17 protein-coding genes are annotated in these 21323 nt (G+C 66.8%); 8 read left to right on the top strand and 9 right to left on the bottom strand.

The genetic code is table 11. The annotated features are described in order from the left end of the window. Window positions 1–47 precede the first annotated feature (47 nt). On the top strand, window positions 48–1022 hold the full coding sequence (locus ACN22W_RS21570) for a LysR family transcriptional regulator (protein WP_419689336.1): 975 nt from the start codon (window positions 48–50) through the stop codon (window positions 1020–1022). 28 nt (window positions 1023–1050) lie between these two features. Here the strand turns inward: ACN22W_RS21570 and ACN22W_RS21565 are convergent, their stop codons facing one another. The 4 genes from ACN22W_RS21565 to ACN22W_RS21550 form a co-directional block, all read right to left on the bottom strand. Beyond that, entirely contained in the window at window positions 1051–1509 is a 459-nt protein-coding gene (locus ACN22W_RS21565; protein ID WP_048251997.1) for an MEKHLA domain-containing protein, read from the bottom strand. 272 nt (window positions 1510–1781) lie between these two features. Then, on the bottom strand, window positions 1782–2159 hold the full coding sequence (locus ACN22W_RS21560) for a hypothetical protein (RefSeq protein WP_419689335.1): 378 nt from the start codon (window positions 2157–2159) through the stop codon (window positions 1782–1784). 91 nt (window positions 2160–2250) lie between these two features. Next, window positions 2251–2523: a hypothetical protein gene (locus ACN22W_RS21555; RefSeq protein ID WP_412024628.1), complete on the bottom strand. Its 273-nt coding sequence runs from the start codon at window positions 2521–2523 to the stop codon at window positions 2251–2253. A gap of 264 nt (window positions 2524–2787) precedes the next feature. Further along, a complete protein-coding gene (locus ACN22W_RS21550; RefSeq protein WP_419689334.1) occupies window positions 2788–3747 on the bottom strand; it encodes a GlxA family transcriptional regulator in 960 nt (319 codons plus the stop codon). A gap of 136 nt (window positions 3748–3883) precedes the next feature. Between ACN22W_RS21550 and ACN22W_RS21545 the strand changes: the two genes are divergently transcribed. Next, window positions 3884–4684 (top strand): SDR family NAD(P)-dependent oxidoreductase, encoded by an 801-nt coding sequence (locus ACN22W_RS21545; protein ID WP_419689333.1) that lies wholly within the window; start codon window positions 3884–3886, stop codon window positions 4682–4684. Window positions 4685–5066: 382 nt separating this feature from the next. After that, complete coding sequence (locus ACN22W_RS21540) at window positions 5067–6869, top strand: sensor domain-containing diguanylate cyclase (RefSeq protein WP_419689332.1); 1803 nt, start codon at window positions 5067–5069, stop codon at window positions 6867–6869. A gap of 57 nt (window positions 6870–6926) precedes the next feature. Here ACN22W_RS21540 and ACN22W_RS21535 read toward each other — a convergent pair whose 3' ends face one another. From ACN22W_RS21535 to ACN22W_RS21525, 3 genes are all read right to left on the bottom strand, one after another. Beyond that, window positions 6927–8279: an MFS transporter gene (locus ACN22W_RS21535; protein ID WP_419689331.1), complete on the bottom strand. Its 1353-nt coding sequence runs from the start codon at window positions 8277–8279 to the stop codon at window positions 6927–6929. 83 nt (window positions 8280–8362) lie between these two features. Then, window positions 8363–9715, bottom strand: a complete 1353-nt coding sequence (locus ACN22W_RS21530; RefSeq protein ID WP_419689330.1) for an MFS transporter — start codon at window positions 9713–9715, stop codon at window positions 8363–8365. A gap of 157 nt (window positions 9716–9872) precedes the next feature. Continuing rightward, entirely contained in the window at window positions 9873–10832 is a 960-nt protein-coding gene (locus ACN22W_RS21525; protein ID WP_048245347.1) for an MBL fold metallo-hydrolase, read from the bottom strand. A gap of 177 nt (window positions 10833–11009) precedes the next feature. On the opposite strand from ACN22W_RS21525, the gene ACN22W_RS21520 reads away from it, so the two are divergent. Beyond that, the gene (locus tag ACN22W_RS21520) at window positions 11010–12659 is read left to right on the top strand and encodes an IclR family transcriptional regulator domain-containing protein (protein ID WP_419689329.1); all 1650 of its coding nucleotides are present in this window, start codon (window positions 11010–11012) and stop codon (window positions 12657–12659) included. 790 nt (window positions 12660–13449) lie between these two features. Here ACN22W_RS21520 and ACN22W_RS21515 read toward each other — a convergent pair. After that, window positions 13450–13932 (bottom strand): Lrp/AsnC family transcriptional regulator, encoded by a 483-nt coding sequence (locus ACN22W_RS21515; RefSeq protein WP_034179616.1) that lies wholly within the window; start codon window positions 13930–13932, stop codon window positions 13450–13452. Between the two features lie 285 nt (window positions 13933–14217). Here ACN22W_RS21515 and ACN22W_RS21510 point away from each other — a divergent pair, with 285 nt between their 5' ends. Together ACN22W_RS21510 and ACN22W_RS21505 are read left to right on the top strand one after the other, a co-directional pair. Next, window positions 14218–14886, top strand: a complete 669-nt coding sequence (locus tag ACN22W_RS21510) for a LysE family translocator (protein ID WP_419689328.1) — start codon at window positions 14218–14220, stop codon at window positions 14884–14886. A gap of 31 nt (window positions 14887–14917) precedes the next feature. Continuing rightward, window positions 14918–15349, top strand: a complete 432-nt coding sequence (locus ACN22W_RS21505; protein ID WP_419689327.1) for a YqaA family protein — start codon at window positions 14918–14920, stop codon at window positions 15347–15349. Between the two features lie 24 nt (window positions 15350–15373). Here the strand turns inward: ACN22W_RS21505 and ACN22W_RS21500 are convergent, their stop codons facing one another. Further along, a complete protein-coding gene (locus ACN22W_RS21500) occupies window positions 15374–17026 on the bottom strand; it encodes an acyl-CoA synthetase (RefSeq protein ID WP_419689326.1) in 1653 nt (550 codons plus the stop codon). 168 nt (window positions 17027–17194) lie between these two features. On the opposite strand from ACN22W_RS21500, the gene ACN22W_RS21495 reads away from it, so the two are divergent. Next, the gene (locus tag ACN22W_RS21495; RefSeq protein WP_343493792.1) at window positions 17195–17950 is read left to right on the top strand and encodes a Crp/Fnr family transcriptional regulator; all 756 of its coding nucleotides are present in this window, start codon (window positions 17195–17197) and stop codon (window positions 17948–17950) included. A gap of 191 nt (window positions 17951–18141) precedes the next feature. After that, window positions 18142–21309 carry an efflux RND transporter permease subunit gene (locus ACN22W_RS21490; RefSeq protein WP_129514789.1) on the top strand — a complete coding sequence of 1056 codons (3168 nt, stop codon included), beginning with the start codon at window positions 18142–18144 and terminating at the stop codon, window positions 21307–21309. Window positions 21310–21323: the final 14 nt, after the last annotated feature.

Below are 21323 nucleotides of genomic sequence, written 5' to 3'. Positions count from 1 at the left end.
TACCATGGCCGCTGGCGAGCGACTATTCATCACAATGTTGATGGGCCATGAAGCAGAACTTCACAGTCAGGCAAGGCGCGCTCGACGGCGTGGAAGCTTTCCTCAGCGTTGCCCGGCATCGCAGTTTTCGCCGCGCGGCCGCCGAACTCGGCGTGACGCCGTCGGCCGTCAGTCAGGCCGTGCGTGTGCTTGAAGAGCGCATTGGCGCCGCACTCTTCATCCGCACCACGCGCAGTGTCGGCCTGACCGAAGCCGGCGAACGATTTCTGTCGCGTGCCAAACCTGCGTTCGAAGAACTCGTCGCCGCTAGCGAGGTCGCCCGCGATCTCGGCCAGAGGCCCACCGGACTGTTGCGCCTTTCGGTGCCGCGCGCGGTGGTGCCGATCCTGCTGGAACCGCTGATTGCCTCCTTCTGCCGCGCATATCCCGAGATCGAAGTCGAGATTGCCGCGAACGAAGCGCTGGTCGATCTCGCGGCGGAAGGATTCGACGCCGGCATCCGCCTGGGCCAGTTCGTCGACGCCGACATGGTCGCGGTGCCGTTGACGCCTCCGTTCCGTCTCGCCATCGTCGGCAGTCCGACCTACTTCGCAGGCCGCAGCCGTCCTGAACGCGTGGACGATCTGCGCGAACATGCATGCTTGCGATGGCGGAGATCCAGCGGTGCGATCGCGCCGTGGTCATTCAACGACGACAACGATCGCGAGATCGAGGTCGCCGTATCGGGCCCGTTTATCGCGCATGATTTTCCTACCCTGCTGGGTGCGGCAGTCGAAGGTCTGGGCCTTGCGCAGCTACCTGAGCCGATGGTCTCGGAAGCGCTGAAAGCGGGGACCCTGGTGCACGTGCTGGAGCCGTTTGCGCCGGTGAGGCCGGGCGTGTTTCTCTACTATCCGGGCCGCCGGCAGATCATGCCGAAGCTGCGCGCGTTCATCGATCACGTGAAGGACCACCCGCCAGGTCCCGGCAAAGTCGCGGCGCATCTTGCACCGGGGCGCGCAGGACCGAGGAAAAACGGATGATGGTTTCTTGAATGATCGCTATGCGCGATCAGATGTCACGCGTGCGCGGGATGACAACCGCCTGGCCGTGCAGTGTGCCGTCGGCGTCGAGTAGTTGCCACAGCGTGGCTTCCTCGATCATGAAGCGCTGGCCGGACTTGGTGACCCGCACGCCCTTGTAGCCCGCCTCGTAGCCGAGCCGCTGTACGCGTGCGAGGAATTGCTCCCGCTCCTCGCGATTCGGGGCCTCGGCTGAAAGTCGGGACGGCAGTCGGGTGATTTCATCCCAGCTATACCCAAACCGGCGCTGCGCGGCCTTGTTGCCGTAAATAAAGAGCGGGTCAGGATCGGTGTTGTGCGCGAGTACCGCGAACGGCGCACGCTCATAGAGCCATTCGGTAGCTTCGACCACGGGCATGGCCTGAGGCACCAGGGGGCGGCCAAGCAGCTGGGCATAGCTGTCGGCAAGGAGCTGATAGAAGGCTGGATTGCTGTGGAGTGGGATCATCTGAGACATCTCGACGGAGATCGTGGGGGCCGTCTGCGCGACTGTGGTGGTGCTCACGATACCGCATCTGCAGGCCAAGGTTCCTTGTTTCCCCGGCGTCCAGCGGCGGCAGAGAGCGGTGATTGGTCAATCGGCCGGAAAATGGTGCGAAGCGGGCATTCCACTGTCCGAGGTATGCAAGCGGTCATGGAGCGCTCGTGGTCGGTAGCCGTCGGCCACGAGCGGCGCTTCCCGACCCAGTTCAGTCACTCAGTTTTACCCGAACCGGCCATTCAAGTATCCGTCCGACGCCACGTCCATTGGTATCTTTCGACTAGTCTCGCAGCAGCAGAAAGCGCCTTCTCGCGCCAAAATTCTTCGGCTGCTTCGATGCGAAGATCTTCGCGTTCGAGCGCATCAGTCGCCCAGTGCAATCGGACGTCGCCGACGGGAAGATCGTCGGTATCCGACGCGACTGCACGAAACAGCAGAAACTCCGGTTCGCCTTCGACCTTTGTCCAATAAGCCAATGGAAGCATGGCCCGCGCCGTTTCAATGACGCCAAGACGACCCTCAAGCAAGTCCAGCGCTCTTGCGCGAATCTTTCGACAATTCTTGCGCCAAAGCGCTTCGTTTGTGATTCCCGCAGGAATCTGCATCTCTTGGTCCATCACTTGAGCACTTCATCGGGCTGAAACGACATTGTCGATGATCTGAACGGTGACGTCGAACGACCGAATCTGGCCGACATCGGGCAGACGTTCAGCAGAGGAGCGGGCCCAACTCAACCATGTCTGCGTCTTCCAGGGCGAAAGTGAGATTTTGCTTTGGGCACAGTTCCGCATCCCCTCGGATTACGTGGATGTCGACCAATTGGTTCACGCCGCTAAGCGCGTCGACGTAGCGAAAATATTTGTCGCCGAACTTTTCGTCCGCATCCTCCGCGTCGACGTGAGGTGAAATCCGGACGCTGAAGCGAGATTCGTACTGTGCGATGGCGTCGCCGAGAGTCAGAGCATCGACCTTCAGGGCCAAGTCCGTATGCGGGCATGGGCTGCCAGTGTATGTATAGCGCGAATTTTTTGGACCAAACACAAGAGGCATCTGCGTTCCTTTTTCGCTCGAAATAATGAACGCGATATCCCTTGACCAGTCCCGGATCGCGATCCGACATCAATTGTCGACAAAGTACCCGTCAATGTCGAGCGTCCGAAAGTGGCCGAATCCAGCCGGCAACAGCCCCCCCCACCCAAGCCGCCCCGATTCATCCACCTGCCCCTGCCTTTGGCGACCACCGCCCTAACGACCTCCCCGGTCGCCCGTGCGCGCATCGCGACGCATCGCCTGCGGCGGCACACCGAACCCGCGCACGAACGCCTCGCGCATATGCCGGCGATCGCGAAAACCGTTCTCCTTCGCGATCACGTCCAGCGGATGGCGGCTCTGTTCGATCATCAGCCGCGCCGATTCGAGCCGCAACCGCTCGATCGCCTTAGCAGGCGACTGCCCCGTTTCGAGCGTAAACACGCGGCTGAACTGCCGCGGGCTCAGATGAACCGCCTCGGCCAGGTCCTCGACCGTCAGCGCGCGGCCGAGGTTCTGCCGCGCGTAGTTCAGCGCGTTCTGGATGCGGTCGGATTTCGGCGCGAGCTCCAGCATTTCCGAATGCTGCGACTGGCCGCCGGCCCGCCGCTGGTGCATCACGAGCTTGTGCGCGACCGAGCGCGCGGCCTCGGCGCCGAGATCCTTTTCCACCATCGCGAGCGCGAGGTCGAGGCCGGCCGTCATCCCGGCCGACGTCCAGATCGGACCGTCGACGATGTAGATCCGGTCTTCCTCGACGCGAATCTCCGGATAGTGCCGCTGCATGTCACGACCATACGCCCAGTGCGTCGTCGCGCGGCGCTGCGCGAGCAGCCCGGCCTCCGCCAGCACGAACGCGCCCGTGCAGATGCCGGCGACCCGCCGCGCGCGCACGTTCGCGCGGCGCAGGAACGCGACGACGCCGGCCGGCGCCGGAGCAGCGACCGGATCGTTGACGCCCGCGACGATCCACGTATCGACGTCGAGCCGGCCGCGCAGCGCGCGCGTGGCGACCGACAGCCCGAGCGACGAGCGCACGTCGCCGCCTTCGACCGAATAGTTGTCCATCACGTAGAACGGCTCGCCCGCGCCCATGTTCGCGTACTCGAACACCGACTGCGCGGCGAGCGCCATGATCTGGAAGCCGTCGCTGATCAGAAAACCGATTCGGTGCATGTGTGTTCTCCAGTCCCGGGCGGGTCGGTCGGCCCGATGTCCTGAATCATACCTATCTACGTCATTTGTGTCGTGGCGATCCGAGGCCAGAATGCATTCACGCCATCCGGCTAACTTCATCGAAACGGAGCACATCATGACGCAAACGCATCGCGGTACCGCCCTCATTACCGGCGCCTCGTCGGGCATCGGCGCCCTCTACGCTGACCGGCTCGCGCGCCGCGGCTACGACCTGATCCTGGTCGCGCGCAACCGCGACCGGCTGGCCGCCCTCGCCGAGCGCATCACGAACGACACGCAGCGCAGCGTCGAGATCGTCGACGCGGACCTCAACGACCGCACGGCGCTCGCCGCCGTCGAGGCGAAGCTGAAGCAGGACGCGAGCATCACGCTGCTCGTGAACAACGCGGGTGTGGGCACGCATGCGCCGCTGCTCGACAGCGACGTCGACGCGATGACGCGGATGATCGACCTGAACGTGACCGCGCTCACGCGCCTCACCTATGCGGCGGTGCCCGGCTTCGTCGCCCGTGGCCGCGGCGCGGTGATCAACATCTCGTCGATCGTCGCGATCTCGCCGGAAACGCTGAACGGCGTGTACGGCGGCAGCAAGGCGTTCGTGCTCGCGTTCAGCCAGTCGCTGCATCACGAACTCGCCGACAAGGGCGTGCAGGTGCAGGCCGTGCTGCCCGGCGCCACCGCCACCGAGTTCTGGCAGACGGCCGGCCTGCCGGTCGAACACCTGCCGAAGGAAATCGTGATGCCGGCGGCCGACCTGGTCGACGCGGCGCTGGTCGGCTTCGATCGCGGCGAACTCGTGACGATCCCGTCGCTGCACGCGGGCGACGAATGGGAGGCGTACGAGACCGCGCGCCGCACGATGGCGCCGCACCTGTCGACCGATACGCCGGCACTGCGCTACGCGCCGGCGCGCTGATCGCACCGGAAAACCGGCTGATCGACGGCGGCACGCGCGTCGATCACCGGATCGTGCCGCCGGACGACGCGACACGCGGCGAATCGGCCGGCAGTCGTCCGGTGTTCGGCGGCACGTTTCCGGGCACGCGCCGATCGCTTCATTCGTCTGCGGGAAGGCGCCGGCGACGCATGCCGGCCTGCCGCCCGCGGGCCGGGAACGCGGGCCGGATTATTTCCCGGCCGGCGCAAATAGGTCACACAAAAAGCCGATTCCGGTTCGCTTGCCATGCATTCCGCGCAACAGTAAGCTCTACGATTGCAGTTTCCAGAGCAGTCTCATTCGACCGGCGTTCGTCCGATCGCAAGAGCAATCGTCAATCGTACCGTTGCGGAATTCGACCATGCGGTTCCGTATGTTCATTACCGAGACCGGCGACGCGCCGGCCTCCGCGCGCGGTTCGGCCGACAGTCAACCGGCGCCGCCCCCCGAACTGGAGACCATCTGCCGCGTCGCGCGTGCCCATTTCGGCACGGCAGGCGCATTCGTGGCGCGCGCCGAAGCCGATACGCAACGCGTGCTGGCGGCCGACGGCACGTTGCCCGGCCCACTTCCCGCCGACTTTTTCCCGTCACACGTCGAACGCGATCCGTCTGCCGACCGACGATACGTCGTGCACCGCGCGAACGGTAACCTGCAAAACGACGACAGCCCGCCTCACGCGCCGCAGATCGTCGCGGCGTGCGAGCTGGCTGCTCCCGATGGCACCGCACTCGGCACGCTGTGCATCACCCACGACGCCCGCCTGACGCTCGATGCGGCGCAATGCGCGGTGCTGCACGACCTCGCCACGCTGGCCGAACGCGCGCTCGCTCGCGCCATCGAGGAAGCCGCGTTGCGCGATCGGCTCGGCCGCGTCGAGGAGCACAGCAGGCTGACAACGCTCGCGCTGACCGAAAGCGGCACCGGCGTGTGGGATCGCAACGTGGAAACCGGCGAGATCCATTACTCGCCGGCCTGGAAGGCAATGCTCGGCTACGCGCCGCACGAATTGAGCTGCCGGATCGAGGATGCGTACGAACGGCTGCATCCGGACGATGTCGACGACGTGAAGGCGGCCATGCTCGCGCACTTCGAGCGCCGCACCGACAGCTACGAAGTCGAGCACCGCATCCGCTGCAAGGACGGTACGTACAAATGGATCTGCAGCCGCGGCAAGGTGATCAACCGCGACGAGACCGGCCGCGCGCTGCGCATGGTCGGCACGACCACCGACATCACGGCGCTGCGCGAGCTGGCCGCGCGGCTGCGCGATTCGGCCGCGCTCGTCACGGATCTCACCGACCAGGTTCCCGGGCTCGTGTTCCAGTTGCGGCAGGCAGCCGACGGGCGCCGCTACTTCTCCTATGCGAGTGCGGGGATCAGCGACATCTACGAACTGACGCCGGAGCAGATTGCCCGCAACGCGGAGACGGTCGAGACCCGGATTCATCCGGCCGACCTGGTCGCCTATCGGCAGTCGCTGCATGACTCGTCGCTGCGGCTGACGCCGTGGCGTCTCGAATATCGGGTGCTGCTGCCCGGCCAGGGCCTGCGATGGCGCGAAGGCGATGCGCGCCCGCAACGCATGGCCGACGGCGGCACCGTGTGGCACGGCTTCATCACCGATGCGACCGAGCGCAAGCACATCGAGGCCGAACTGCACCGGATGGCGACGACCGACCATCTGACGCAACTGTCGAACCGCCATGCGTTCATGCGGCAAAGCGAAGCCGCGCTGCGCGACGTGCGCGCGACCGGCCTGCCCGCCGCGGTGCTGATGCTCGATCTCGATCACTTCAAGGCGCTGAACGACCGCTGGGGCCACCCGCTCGGCGACCGCGCGCTCCGGCATTTCGCGCGGCTGCTGCTCGCGGAAACGCGGCCGGAAGCGATCGTCGGGCGCGTCGGCGGCGAGGAATTCGCGATCGTGCTGCCGAGGTCGGACCTCGATACGGCGCTGGCATTTGCGCGGCGCGTGCAGCAACGCACGATGCAGGCGCGGCTGATGCACGAGGATCAGCAGGTCGAGCTGACCGTCAGCATCGGCATCGACGCAATGCGGGAGTCGGACTTCGGCGCGTACCAGCCGCTGTCGCGCGCCGACAAGGCGCTCTATCTCGCGAAGGAGCGCGGCCGCAACCGGATCGAGGTGTATCGGGCGTAGCGGCAGCGCCCGCTTCCGCCTGAAACGGGACGACGGCAACGCGCTCCGGCCTCGCCTTCAATGCGGCGCTTCCGCTCTCGCCCCTGCGTCGCCGCGCGGCACCCCCAGCAGCATCGCGACCGCGCACGCGGCCAGCAACGCGGCGATCATCAGCATCGCCGGATCCATGCTGCCGGTTCGCGTGCGGATCAGCCCGACAAGCCAGGGCGTGATCATCCCGCTCGACACGCCGATGCTGCTGATCAGCGCGATCCCGCCTGCCGCGCCGGCGCCCGAGAAATACGCGGACGGCACGGCCCAGAACACCGGGTGCGCGGCAAAGATCAGCATGGCAGCAACCGACAGCAGCGCCATCATCGCGACGATGCTCGGCAGGTGCAGCGTCAGCAGCGCGAGCGCCACCGCACCGCCGAACGCGCACGCGGCGAAGTGCCGGCGCCGTTCGCGCTTGCGGTCCGAGCGCCGCGCGATCGCGATCAGGCCAACCGCGCCGATCGCGTTCGGCACGACCGACAGCAGGCTGATCTGCACGACGTCGTGGATGCCGAATTCGCGGATCATCAGCGGCATCCAGAACAGCAGCATCAGCAACGCGGTGGTCAGCGAGAAATAGATGAACGCGAACAAATACGTGCGCGGCTCGGCCAGCACCTGCCGCAGCGAACGCGGCGCATCCGCGCCCGCACCGGCGCGGTCGGCGGCCAGGTCGGCCGCGAGCCGCTGCCGGTCGGCGTCGGACAGCCAGCGCGCGTGCTCGGGACGATCGCACAGCCAGAACCACGCGATCACGCCGAGCAGGATCGCGGGCGCGCCCTCGATCGCGAACATCCATTGCCAGCCGTGCAGCCCGAGCACGCCCGACATCCCGCGCATGAGCCAGCCCGACAGCAGCCCGCCGACCATCCCGGCCACCGCGACGCCCGCGTAGAAGATCGACAGCACCGACGCGCGCCGCCGCGCCGGGTACCAGTACGTCAGGTAGAACACCACGCCCGGAAAGAACCCGGCCTCGAACAGCCCGAGCAGGAAGCGCAGCACGTAGAAATGCTTCGCGCTGTCGACGGTGATCATCGCGACCGACACCGCGCCCCACAGGAACATGATCCGCGCGAACGTGCGGCGCGCGCCGAAGCGGCGCAGCAACGCGTTGCTCGGCACCTCGAACAGCACGTAGCCGACGAAGAACAGCACCGCGCCGAGGCTGTACATCGCGTCGGTCAGGCCGAGATCCTGGCGCATCTGCAACTGCGCAAAGCCGATGTTGCTGCGATCGAGGATCGACACGATGTAGCAGATGAACAGGAACGGCACGATCCGCGCGCCGATGCGGCGGTACAGCGCGTCGTCGTCCGTCGAACCGGCGCCGGACGCGACGGCTCGCGCGGCGTCCGCTTGAAGAGGGGCTGACATCGATCGTCTCCTCGATGGATTCAGGTACGGGGCGGACATGGTGCGCCGCTCGCCGCCGCCCGCGGGCAGCGACCGGCCGTGGTTCAGTCGCGCGGTGCGGCTTCGGCCTTCACGCCGAGCATCAGCGCGGCGCCGCTCACGACCAGCAGCGCGGCCAGCAGGTACACCGCGAGATCCATGCTGCCCGTGCGGGTGCGGATCATCCCGATCACCCACGGGCTGACGATGCCGCTCGTGATCCCGATGCTGCTGATCAGCGCGATCCCGGCCGCGGCCGCATTGCCCGACAGGTAGCGGGTCGGCACGGCCCAGAAGATCGGCAGCGCGGCGAAGATCAGCGTCGCCGCGATCGACAGGCACGCGAGCATCGCCGCGAAGCTGTGCAGGTGCAGCGTCAGCGCCGCGAGCGCGAGCCCGCCGCCGATCGTGCAGCACGCGAAGTGCTTGCGGCGCTCGCCGGTGCGGTCCGAGCGGCGCGCGATCAGGATCAGCCCCACCGCGCCGACCGCGTTCGGCACGACCGTGTAGAGGCTCACGGCCACGACATCGGTCACGCCGAAGTCGCGGATCATCAGCGGCATCCAGAAGTTGAGCGTCAGCGACGCGCAGGTCAGCGAGAAATAGATGAACGCGAACAGGTACACGCGCGGATTCGCGAGCGCGGCCGCGAGGCTGCGACCGTCGTGCGTACTGCCGTGCCCGCGACCGTCCGCGCACAACGCGGCGACCCGCGCCTTTTCGTCGGACGTGAGCCACGCGGCGTCCTGCGGCCGGTCGACGAGGCACGTGAACGCGACGAACGCGAGCAGGATCGCCGGTGCGCCTTCGATCGCGAACATCCACTGCCAGCCGTGCAGCCCGAGCACGCCGCTCATGTCGCGCATGATCCAGCCCGACATCAGGCCGCCGAGCACGCCGGCTACCGCGACGCCCGCGAAGAACACCGAGATCGCCGCCGCGCGCCGGTTCGCCGGGAACCAGTAGGTCAGATACAGCACGATGCCGGGAAAGAAGCCGGCTTCGAACACGCCGAGCAGGAAGCGCATCACGTAGAAATGCGACGGCTGTGACACGAACATCATGCCCGTCGACGCGATGCCCCACAGCAGCATGATCCGCGTGAACGTGCGGCGTGCGCCGAAGCGTGCGAGCAGCATGTTGCTCGGCACTTCGCAGAACACGTAGCCGACGTAGAACACCGCGGCACCGAGGCCGTACATCGCATCGCTGAAGCCGAGATCGTGCTTCATCTGCAACTGCGCGAAGCCGATGTTGATGCGGTCGAGGAACGACACGACGTAGCAGAGGAACAGGAACGGGACGATCCGCCACGCGATCTTGCGGAACAGCAGCGCGTCTCCGGATTCGGACGTCGATGAGGATACCGAAACGCTCGCGTGTGCGATCGTCGCTTCGGCGGGAAGCGATTGGGGCATGTCTCTCTCCAAACGGGCCGCGCGAATCGAGCGCGCAGCAGTCTCCGAGGGCGTGCATGCGCCCTGCTTTCTTGTGAGACCGGATACGGCGGCGGAAACCGCCGCCTTCAGGGAAACGGCGGCACGTTCACGCGAACGCCCCGCCGCCGTGCGCCGCTCAGTCCTGCAGCGCGGCCCACATGTCCTTGTCGCGCTGCGCGGTCCAGATGCGCGGATGCGTGATGCCGCTCGCTTCGTCGAACGCGCGCGACACGTCGAACGGCAAGCAGTGCTCGTAGATGAACACGTGGCCGAACTTCGGATCCATCGCTTCGCGCGTGAGCGCCATCGACGCCTTCAGGTCGAGATTGCGTTCGACCGCCTTGCGGCCCTGCGCGAGCAGCGTCGTGACGAAATCCTTCGTGTAGTCGAGGCCCTTGTCGACCTCGGCCGGATTCAGCAGCGCAGGGCCGCGGCCCGGCACGAGCTTCTCGGCGCCGAGCGCGCGCAGCGCCTCGAGCGTGGCCGGCCACTGTTCGAGCTGCGCGTCGCCGCAATAACACGCGGCGTCGTATTCGACGAGGTCGCCCGAGAACAGCACCTTCTGCGACGGCAGCCAGACGATCGTGTCGCCCTTCGTGTGGCCCGAGCCGACGTGCATGATCTTCACTTCGAGCTTGCCGAGGAACAGCGTGATCTCGCGCTCGAACACGAGCGTCGGCCAGGTCAGGCCGGGCACCGTCTCGACGCCGGCGAACAGGCGCGGGAAGCGCTCGATCTCCGACTTCATGTCGGCCTCGCCGCGCTCGACGATCATCTCGTACGTGCCGCGGCTCGCGATCACGTGCTGCGCGCCTTCGTCGAAATACGCGGATGCGCCGAGCACGCGCACCGCGTGGTAATGCGACAGCACCACGTGCTTGATCGGCTTGTCGGTCACGCTGCGGATCTTCGCGATCAGGTCCTGCGCCATCGCGGGCGTCGCGGTCGTGTCGACGATCAGCACGCTGTCGTCGCCGATGATCACGCCCGAGTTCGGGTCGCCTTCGGCGGTGTACGCGTACGCGTTCTCGGACAGCTTCGTCCAGGTGACTTTCTTCTCTTCCAGATCGGCTTGGGAGGCGAATGCTTTGGCCATGTTGCGTTCCGTGGCTGCGAGCCATGTGTTGAGGGGAGTGAGCGGATCATCTTCCCGCATCGATTATTTGTCAATGACAAAGTCGCTTGCTATTGTCTAATACGGGTAAACCTGCGGGCTGGCGCGATAAATGGCGTCGGATACCATGCGGGGTTTCGTCAACGGAAGAATCATCGCGTGCAGAACCACGAAGTCAGCGCAGACGACGCGCCGCCCAAGGCGCAGCGCGGGATCCAGAGTGTCGAGGTCGGCGGCCGGCTGCTCGACGCGCTCGCGCGCCGGCGCAAGCCGCTCGGGCTGTCGGAGCTGGCCGCGGCGGCCGACCTGTCGACCGCGCAGGCGCACACCTATCTCGTCAGCCTGACGCGGCTCGCGCTCGTGAAGCGCGATGCGATCACCGGCAACTACGAGCCGGGCCCGTTGTCGCTGCGGCTCGGGCTGATGTCGATCGAGCGCCAGCCGGCCTACCGTGCGGCGCTGCCGCACGCGGTGCGGCTCGCGGAAGCGGTCGGCTTGAGCGTCGCGCTGTCGGTGCCGGGCGCGCTCGGCCCGACGATCGTGCGTATCGAGCACGGCGGTTATCCGCTGCACGTGAACCTGCATGTCGGCTCGGTGATGTCGCTCGACACGACAGCGACCGGCCGTGTTTTCCGCGCGTTCGGCGATCCCGCGCAACTCGATGCGATGGCGGCCAGCCAGGCCGGCGCGGGCGACACGCTCGCGGGCGCCGAAGGCACGCAGCCCGCGCCGGACGCCGACGCACAACAGGCCGCGCTCGACGCGATCCGCGCGCGCGGCATCGAACGTAGCGTCGACCGGCCGAGCCCCGGCGTCAGCGCGATGTGCGTGCCCGTGTTCGACGCGCACGGTCGCCTGCAGCTCGCGTTGACGGTAATCGGTTCGACGGGATCGATCGATGTCGACTGGGATGGCCCGATCGCGGCCGCGTTGCGCGATACGGCGCGACGGGCCACCGCGTCGCTCGGCGCGGAACCTGCCGAACCGGCGCCCGCACCGGAAGCAACCGCACCGCACGTGCCGCCGGCGCTGGCCGACGATGCGAAGGCGCAGCGCGGGATCAATGCGCTCGACAGCACCGGCGAGCTGCTGCTCGCGCTGGTGTCGGCGGGCCGTGCGCTGCCGCTGCGCGATCTCGCGGCGGCGGCCGGCATGCCGGCCGCGAAGGCGTTTCCGCATCTCGTCAGCCTGCAGAAGATCGGCCTGCTGAGCCGCGATGACGCCGGCTGCTTCGCCGGCGGCCCGCTCGGGCAGGCGCTCGGCCTGATCGCGATGCAGCGCGTGTCGCCGACGCGCGACGCGGAAGCCGAGATCGTCGCGCTGGCCGGCGCGACCGACATGAGCGTCGCCGCCGCGACGCTCGGGCCGCTCGGCCCGACCGTGATCCGCCTGGAGGAATCGGCGCGGCCGCAGCACGTCAGCCTGCAGGTCGGCACCGTGATGTCGCTCGTCAATACCGCGATCGGCCGGATCTTCGCGGCCGGCATGTCCGACGACGTGCTGGCCGACCTGCTCGCCAACGAGCCCGTGCGTCTCGCCGGCGGTGCCGCCGCGCAGGCCGACGACGCGTTCCGCGCGCGGCTTGCCGCGATCCGCGCGGCCGGGCTCGATTTCGCGTTCGACGCGCCGGTGCCGGGCATCGGGACGGTCGCCGCGCCCGTGTTCGATCACACCGGCAGCATCCGGCTCGTAATCGCGGTCATCGGCTCGTCGCGCGGCTTCCCGCGCGGGCCGGACAGCGACCTCGCGCAGACGCTGCTCGCCGCGACGCGACGGCTGTCGTGGCGGTTCGGATGGATCGGCCGGTAATCGCCGCTCCGCCTCGCCCCCGTCCTTCCCGCCGCTCGAATCCCCTCTCTTGCTCCACGCGAGGCCGTGCAAGCATGGCCTCGTCACGCCTGCACGCGACGAAACGGCGGCCAATATTCATGTTGCGCAGCAGCAACACAAATTGTCAGTAATTCTCATATAACGAAATCGCATTTCACAAGGCGGTGATGTTTCGTTATGATCAGGGTTATCCCTAACTCGCCACCTATATGGGGCTTCGTCATGCAAACGTCTAATGTCTCCGATCGTTCCACCGAATCCGCCGGCTGGCTCGCACGTGTTGGCGAGCTGATTGCAGAAGCTTGGCAACTCCACCTCGATAACTGCGAAGTCATCGCTGAAGCGCACGCGCGTCTGCCGCACTAAGCGGAACGACCGCACGACGACCTGCCTGATCCGCTTGCCCGGACGCGCGCCGCAAGGCCGCTGCGTCCGGCATCGGAGTTGGGCTGGTGTCGTGGTAACAAGCCGGGCTGGTCCCGGTTGAATGCGCTCATCACGTCGGGAGCGCGTTGAGGTCTGTGCCAACGCCGATCGATCTCGGCGCGGTTTTGTCGGTAAGTGGCCCGAGCGGGCCACCGTCATCCCGACGACGTGCAATTGCGTCAGATCATCCCTGACGGAAGATTCATCCGTTTTGCCTGCCTGTGTGCAGTACCCCGCCGGGCGCCTTCCGCGCCGGTCGATCGCAGGCTTTCTCCGCGCGATCGCGCAGCCGCATGCGCGATCCGTTCGACGACGGCCGCGCGCCCCATCCCCGCCCCCGCCTTCACACCTGGATCGACGGCACGTCCTTCATGCAGCGCAGCGCGAACATCGAGCGGCTGTGACGGATGCTCGAGATCTTGTAGAGCTTTTCGCGCAGGAAACGCTCGTAGCCGGCCGTCCCGTCCACGGCCACCTTGATCCAGTAGTCGTATTCGCCCGACACCAGATAGGCCTCGAGCACTTCGGGCAGCGCCGCCAGTTCCGAGCCGAAACGCGCGAGCGCGTCGTCCTCGTGGCGATCGAGCGTGACTTCGAGGATCACGATGTCCGCGTAGCCGAGCATGCGCTGGTTGACCAGTGCGACGTAACCGTCGATGTAGCCGTCGACTTCGAGCTGCCGCGTGCGGTTCCAGCACGCGGTGGTCGACATGCCGATCTGTTCGGCCAGTTCGGCGTTCGACAGGCGCGCATTTTTCTGCAGTGCACCGAGGATCTTGCGGTCCTGATTGTCGAGGGTTTTCGGCGTGCGTTCGCGAGTAGCCATGATGAGAAGAATCTTCTACTGAAAATCGGCATTCTATCTGAACAGGATTCCGGTTTCAGGTCCCTTTTGCCTGAAAACAGGAAGCCTTTTAACCGGGCCGCTTGATACATTTTCACCATGCCTGTTGCCCGGCACGCTCCCCGCGACACCCCCTTCGCACCGGGACGCACGGCCGCAATCACGAGTTGCGGTGCCGGACAAGCAGGCATGCGATTCCCCGCCGCCCGCACGCTTATCCACCGCGTGCGGACCCGGTGCCTGCTCCCCGTTCTTGCACTTCCCGTCATGTCGTTCAGGCTTTATCTGTCGTTCCTCGCTGCTTCCGTCGTTCTCATCTACGCCCCCGGTCCCGTCAACCTGCTCACGATGAACCAGGCGCTGCGCGCCGGCTGGCGCCGCGCGCTGCCGTGCGTGTGGGGCGGCACGCTCGCCGTACTGCTGCAACTCGCGCTGACCGCGCTGTGCCTGAATTCGCTGGTCCACATCAACGAGCACGCGCTCACCGTGCTGCGCTGGGCCGGCGCCGCGTATCTCGTGTGGCTGGGTGGCAAGCAATGGCTCAGCCGCGCGCCGGCAAGCGCGCCCGCCGCTTCGGCCGAAGCCGGTGCCGGTGCCGGTGCCGGTGCCGCGATCGTTCCGCAGGACACCGACACCGGACGCGCGCTGTTCTGGCGCGGCGTCGTGACGTCGGGCCTGAATCCGAAGACGTTGCTGTTTTTCCCATCGTTCTTTCCGCAGTTCATCAGCCCGACGGCCGACTGGAGCCTGAACCTCCAGTTCCTGCTGCTTGCCACGACGTTCGCGCTGCTGTTCGCGGGCGGCGTCGCGTCGATGGCGCTGTTCTCGCACCGGTTGAGCCGCGCATTGCAGCGCCCGGCGCGGATGCGCGCGATGAACCGCGTGACGGGTGGCTTGCTCGTCGGGATGGGCGCGATCATGGTCGGCTGGAACTGAGCGGCCGTCTTGCGGCCGGTACAATCGCGCGATGTCCGAATTGCTCACTTACGGCGGCCTGTTCGCCGTGTCGATGGTCGCCGCGACCCTGTTTCCGCTCCAGTCCGAAGCCGTGCTCGCCGGCCTGCTGCTTGCCGGGCGTGAACCCGTGTGGGCGCTGGTGCTCGTCGCCAGCATCGGCAACGTCGCCGGTTCAGTGATCAACTGGATGCTCGGGCGCGGCATCGAGCACTTCCGCGACCGCCGCTGGTTTCCGGTCAAGCCGGCCGCACTCGCGCGCGCCGAGCGCTGGTATGCGCGCTACGGCCGCTGGTCGCTGCTGCTGAGCTGGGCGCCGGTGATCGGTGATCCGCTGACGATGATCGCCGGTGTGCTGCGCGAACCGCTGCCGACCTTTCTGGCGATCGTCACGATCGCGAAGGTCGGCCGCTACCTGGCCGTCGCGTGGCTCGTCGTGCATTGAGCCGCGCGACGCGCCACGCTTCTTTTATTTCTTGCCGCCCGCCAGGTCGATCGCCTTGTCCGAGCCGACCGCATTGCGCAGCTGGAATTTCTGGATCTTGCCGGTCGATGTCTTCGGCAGCTCGCCGAAGCGCACGGCCTTCGGCACCTTGAAGCCCGCAAGCAGTTGCCGGCAGTGCGCGACGATCTCCTCCTCGGTCGCGCTCGCGCCTTCGCGCAGCTCGACGAACGCGCACGGCACCTCGCCCCATTTCGGATCGGGCATCGCGACGACAGCCGCGACCGCAACAGCCGGATGCCGGTACAACGCGTCCTCGACCTCGATGCTCGAGATGTTCTCGCCGCCCGAGATGATGATGTCCTTGCGGCGGTCCTTGATGCGGATGTAGCCGTCCGGCGTCAGCACGCCGAGATCGCCTGTATGGAACCAGCCGCCGTGGAACGCCTCGTCGGTCGCCTTCGGGTTCTTCAGGTAACCCTTCATGCAGATGTTGCCGCGGAACATGATCTCGCCGAGCGTCTCGCCGTCGGCCGGCACCGGCGCCATCGTGTCGGGATCGAGCACCGTCGCACCCGCTTCGAGGTGATAGCGCACGCCCTGGCGCGCATTGAGCCGCGCGCGCTCTTCATCGGGCAGTGTTTCCCAGTGCGACTGCTGCGCGCACACGGTCGCGGGGCCATAGACCTCGGTCAGCCCGTACACGTGCAGCAGGTCGAAACCGATCTCCTTCATCTTCGCGATCACGGCCGGCGCGGGCGCCGCGCCCGCGACCATCGCGTGCACCGTGTGGTCGATGCCTTCGCGGAATTCGGCCGGCGCGTTCGCGATCGCGCTCTGCACGATCGGCGCGCCGCAATAGTGCGTGATGCGTTCGCGGCGAATCAGGTCGAACACCGTCTTCGCGTCGAACTTGCGCAGACACACGTTCACGCCCGCGCGCGCCGCGACGGCCCACGGGAAGCACCAGCCGTTGCAGTGGAACATCGGCAGCGTCCACAGATACACCGCGTGCTTCGGCATGTCCCATTCGAGCAGGTTGCTGATCGCCGCCAGATACGCGCCGCGATGGTGGTAGACGACGCCCTTCGGATCGCCGGTCGTACCGGACGTGTAGTTCAGCGCGATCGCGTCCCACTCGTCGGCCGGCAGCGTCCATGCGTAGTCGGCGTCGCCGCCGGCAACGAACGCTTCATAGTCGGTCGCACCCGCGAAGCGGGCGGGATCGGCCGGCATCGCGTCGGCGACGCTGACGATCTTCAGGCCCGGCACCTCGAGCGCCGCGCGATGCGCGAGCTCCGCGTATTCGGTGTCGACGATCAGCACCTTCGCCTCGCCGTGACGCAGCATGAACAGCACCGACGGCACGTCGAGCCGCGTGTTGATCGTGTTCAGCACGGCGCCGGCCATCGGCACGCCGAAGTGCGCCTCGACCATCGCCGGGATGTTCGGCAGCATCGCCGCAACGGTGTCGCCGCGCCCGACGCCGGCCTGCGCGAGCGCACTCGCCAGCTGTTTCGCGCGCGTGTAGGTCTCGCCCCACGTGCGCCGCACGTCGCCGTGCACGATCGCGAGGCGCTCGCCATAGACTTCGGCCGTCCGGACCAGAAAGTCGATCGGCGTGAGCGGCACGTAATTGGCGTCGCGGCGGCCGAGCCCGGCCTCGAACATCTGCGTCATGATCCTGTCTCCCGTGTTCTGTCGACCGGGGTGCATGCACCCCGAATCGTTTTGATGTGGTTCAATTGCCGACAGCCTAACGGTCGCTATTGTGGGCCGTCTGTCATCGAAACGACAGAGTGCCCTTCGAGCGCCGCGCGTTATCCCTATTCTCGCAAACCCGCACCCATGCACGACCCTCTCGTTGCGCCGCCCGACGCGGCCGCCTACCCGGCCGACGCGCTTCCCGAACCCGGCCCGATGCCGGCGCTGTCGACGCTGTTCGGCCAGTGCGCGTGGTTCCGCACGCTCGCGCCCGAGCACCAGGCGCTCGTGCTCGCGCAGTCGCGCGTCGAGCAGTGCGAGGCCGGCGACGTGATCGCGCATCGGCTCGCGCCATCCGAATACTGGATCGGCGTGCATCGCGGGCTGCTGAAGCTCGCGATCTTCAACGTGTCGGGGCGCGGCTGCACGTTCTCCGGCGTGCCGTCGGGCGGCTGGTTCGGCGAAGGCAGCGTGATCAAGCGCGAGCTGCGCAAATACGAGGTCGTCGCGATCCAGCGCTCGACCGTGCTGTTCGTGCCGGTCGACACGTTCCATGCGCTGCTCGACACGAGCCTGCCGTTCACGCGCTTCGTGATCCACCAGTTGAACAACCGGATGGGCGAGTTCATCGCGTCGATCCAGAACAGCCGGCTGCTCGACGTCGATGCGCGCGTCGCGCAGTCGCTCGCGCAGCTCTTCAACCCCGACCTGTATCCGGACACCGGCCCGTCGCTGTCGATCTCGCAGGAGGAACTGGGGATGCTCGTCGGCGTGTCGCGGCAGCGGATCAATCAGGCGCTGCAGCAACTCGAGAAGCGCGGCGTGCTGCGGCTCGCGTACAACCAGATCGAAGTCGTCGATCTGGGTGCGCTCGCGCGGGTCGGGATGGAGCAGATTTGAGCGGCGCGCGATGAGCGAAACCGTCGCCGGTTGAAGCGCGCGCATGCATTTCGTCTTAGCAATCGGCCGACGACGCGCGCGCGGCAACCTGACAATTCCGCCAGTTTCGCGCCAGTAACCCGTTCAGCCCCAACGCCTATCATTCGGGTTCCCTTCACCGACGCCTGATCACCGCCTGTCCCGCTGCCTCCATGTGGATCGTCAATCTCGCGCTCAGGCGCCCCTACACGTTCATCGTAATGGCCATCATGATCGTGCTGGCCACCCCGCTTGCGCTGATGCGCACGCCCGTCGACGTGCTGCCCGCGATCAACATTCCCGTGATCAGCGTGATCTGGAATTACAGCGGCTTCTCCGCGACGGAGATGACGAACCGGATCACGGCCGTCCATGAACGGATCCTGACGACGACCGTCAACAACATCCAGCATGTCGAATCGACGTCGCTGCCCGGCATCGCGGTCGTGAAGGTGTTCCTGCAGCCGGGCGCGAACGTGCAGACGGCGATCGCGCAGACGGTATCGTCCGCGCAGGCGATCGTGCGCCAGATGCCGCAAGGCGCGACGCCGCCGCTCGTGATCACCTATTCCGCGTCGAGCATCCCGGTGATCCAGCTCGGGCTGTCGAGCACGACGCTCAGCGAACAGTCGCTCGCCGACATCGCGCTCAACTTCCTGCGCCCGCAACTGATCACGATTCCGGGCGCGCAGGTGCCGTTCCCGTACGGCGGCCGCACGCGCGTGGTCGCCATCGACCTCGATCCGCAGGCCTTGCTCGCGAAGGGCCTCACACCGGCCGACATCGTCAACGCGGTCAACGCGCAGAACCTCGTGCTGCCGACCGGCACCGCGAAGATGGGCCAGACCGAATACCGGATCGACACGAACGCGTCGGCCGACACGGTCGCCGACATCAACAACCTGCCGATCCAGACCGTCAACGGCGCGACGACCTATCTGCGCGAGGTCGCCGCGGTACGCGACGGCTTCGCTCCGCAGACCAACGTCGTGCGCCAGAACGGCCAGCGCGGCGTGCTCGTGTCGATCCTGAAGAGCGGCGACGCGTCGACGCTCAAGGTCGTGTCGGACCTGAAGGCGCTGCTGCCGAAGGTGATCCCGACGCTGCCCGAGGGGCTCACGATCACGCCGCTGTTCGACCAGTCCGTGTTCGTCAACGCGGCCGTGCAAGGCGTGATCCACGAGGCGCTGATCGCCGCCGTGCTGACCGCGATGATGATCCTGCTGTTCCTCGGCAACTGGCGCAGCACGCTGATCATCGCGATCTCGATCCCGCTGTCGATCTTCACGTCGCTGATCGCGCTGTCCGCGCTCGGCGAGACCATCAACATCATGACGCTCGGCGGGCTCGCGCTCGCGGTCGGGATCCTGGTCGACGACGCGACCGTCACGATCGAGAACATCGAACGGCACCTGCATCTCGGCACGAACCTGCACGAGGCGATCCTCGAAGGCGCCGGCGAGATCGCGGTGCCGGCGTTCGTGTCGACGCTGTGCATCTGCATCGTGTTCGTACCGATGTTCTTCCTGACGGGTGTCGCGCGCTTCCTGTTCGTGCCGCTCGCGGAAGCGGTGGTGTTCGCGATGCTCGCGTCGTACGTGCTGTCGCGTACGCTGGTGCCGACGCTCGCGATGCTGCTGTTCCGCCCGCAGCAGGCCAGCACCGGCCCCGACCACGCGACGTCGCGTTTCGCGCGCATCCATCACGCGTTCAACAACGCGTTCGAGCGGCTGCGCGCGTGGTACATCGTGCTGCTTAGCATGCTGCTGGTGCGCCGCCGCTTCTACGCGATGTGCTTCCTCGGCTTCTGCGTGTTGTCGACGGGCCTCGTATTCGTGCTCGGCCGCGACTTCTTCCCGAACGCCGATTCCGGCAACATCCGGCTGCACATGCGCGCGCCGACCGGCTACCGGATCGAGGAAACCGCGCGCCTCGCCGACCAGGTCGAACGCGTGATCCGCGAAGCCGTGCCGCCCGACGAGCTCGGTGCGATCGTCGACAACCTCGGCCTGCCGGTGAGCGGCATCAATCTGTCGTACAGCAACGCCGGCACGATCGGCACGCTAGACGGCGAGCTGCTGATCGCGCTGAAGCCGGGCCACCGCGCGACCCAGCACTACGTGCAGACGCTGCGCACGCTTCTGCCCGAACGCTTCCCGGGCGTCGAGTTCTTCTTCCAGCCGTCGGACATCATCACGCAGATCCTGAACTTCGGTCAGCCGGCCGCCATCGACGTGCAGGTGCTCGGCAACGATCTCGCGAGTAACATGACAATCGCAAGCAGCCTGATGAAAAAGGTCAGGCAAATCCCCGGCGCCGTCGACGTGCACGTACTGCAACGCAACGACGAGCCGACCCTGCTGGCCGACATGGACCGCACGCGCATGCAGCAGCTCAATCTCTCCGCGCAGAACGTCGCGCAGAACATGCTGATCTCGCTGTCCGGCAGTTCGCAGACGACCCCGTCGTTCTGGATCAACCCGCGCACCGGCGTCCAGTATCCGCTGCAGATCCAGACCCCGCAATACAACATCTCGTCGGTCGACGACCTGCTCGGCACGCCGATCTCGGCGAGCGGCCGCACGGGCGCGCCGCTGCAACTGCTCGGCAACCTGGTGCAGATGCGCAGCGGCGCGAACCCGGCCGTGATCACGCACTACAACATCCGCCCGGCGATCGACCTGTACGTGAGCGTCGAGGGCCGCGACCTCGGTTCGGTCGCGGGCGAGATCGACCGCATCGTGTCCGACGCGCGCGCGACGCTGCCGCGCGGCACCGAGCTGACGATGCGCGGCCAGATCGAGACGATGCGCACGTCGTATATCGGCCTCGGCGCGGGTGTCGCGATGGCGATCGTGCTCGTGTACCTGCTGATCGTCGTCAATTTCCAGTCGTGGCTCGACCCGCTGATCATCATCAGCGCAATGCCGGCCGCGCTCGCCGGTATCGCGTGGATGCTGTTCATCACCGGCACGCACCTGAGCGTGCCCGCGCTGACGGGCGCGATCATGACGGTCGGTGTCGCGACCGCGAACAGCATTCTGGTCGTGTCGTTCGCGCGCCAGCGCCTCGCGGACGGCGCACCGCCGCTCACGGCCGCGCTGGAGGCCGGCGCGACGCGGATCCGGCCGGTGCTGATGACGGCGCTGGCAATGATCATCGGGATGGTGCCGATGGCGCTCGGTCTCGGCGAAGGCGGCGAGCAGAACGCGCCGCTCGGCCGCGCGGTGATCGGCGGGCTGCTGTTCGCGACCATTTCGACGTTGTTGTTCGTGCCGCTCGTGTTCGGCGGTGTGCATTCGCGGCTGGCCCGACGGCGCGCGCGCCAGGCCGGTCACTGACTTTCGCCTATAGA

Origin of the sequence: Burkholderia theae (assembly GCF_048565265.1) — a bacterium.
GTDB classification, from domain to species: domain Bacteria; phylum Pseudomonadota; class Gammaproteobacteria; order Burkholderiales; family Burkholderiaceae; genus Burkholderia; species Burkholderia theae.
The sequence above is the reverse complement of the archived record's forward strand: the minus strand, read 5'-3'. Positions and strand labels throughout refer to the sequence as shown.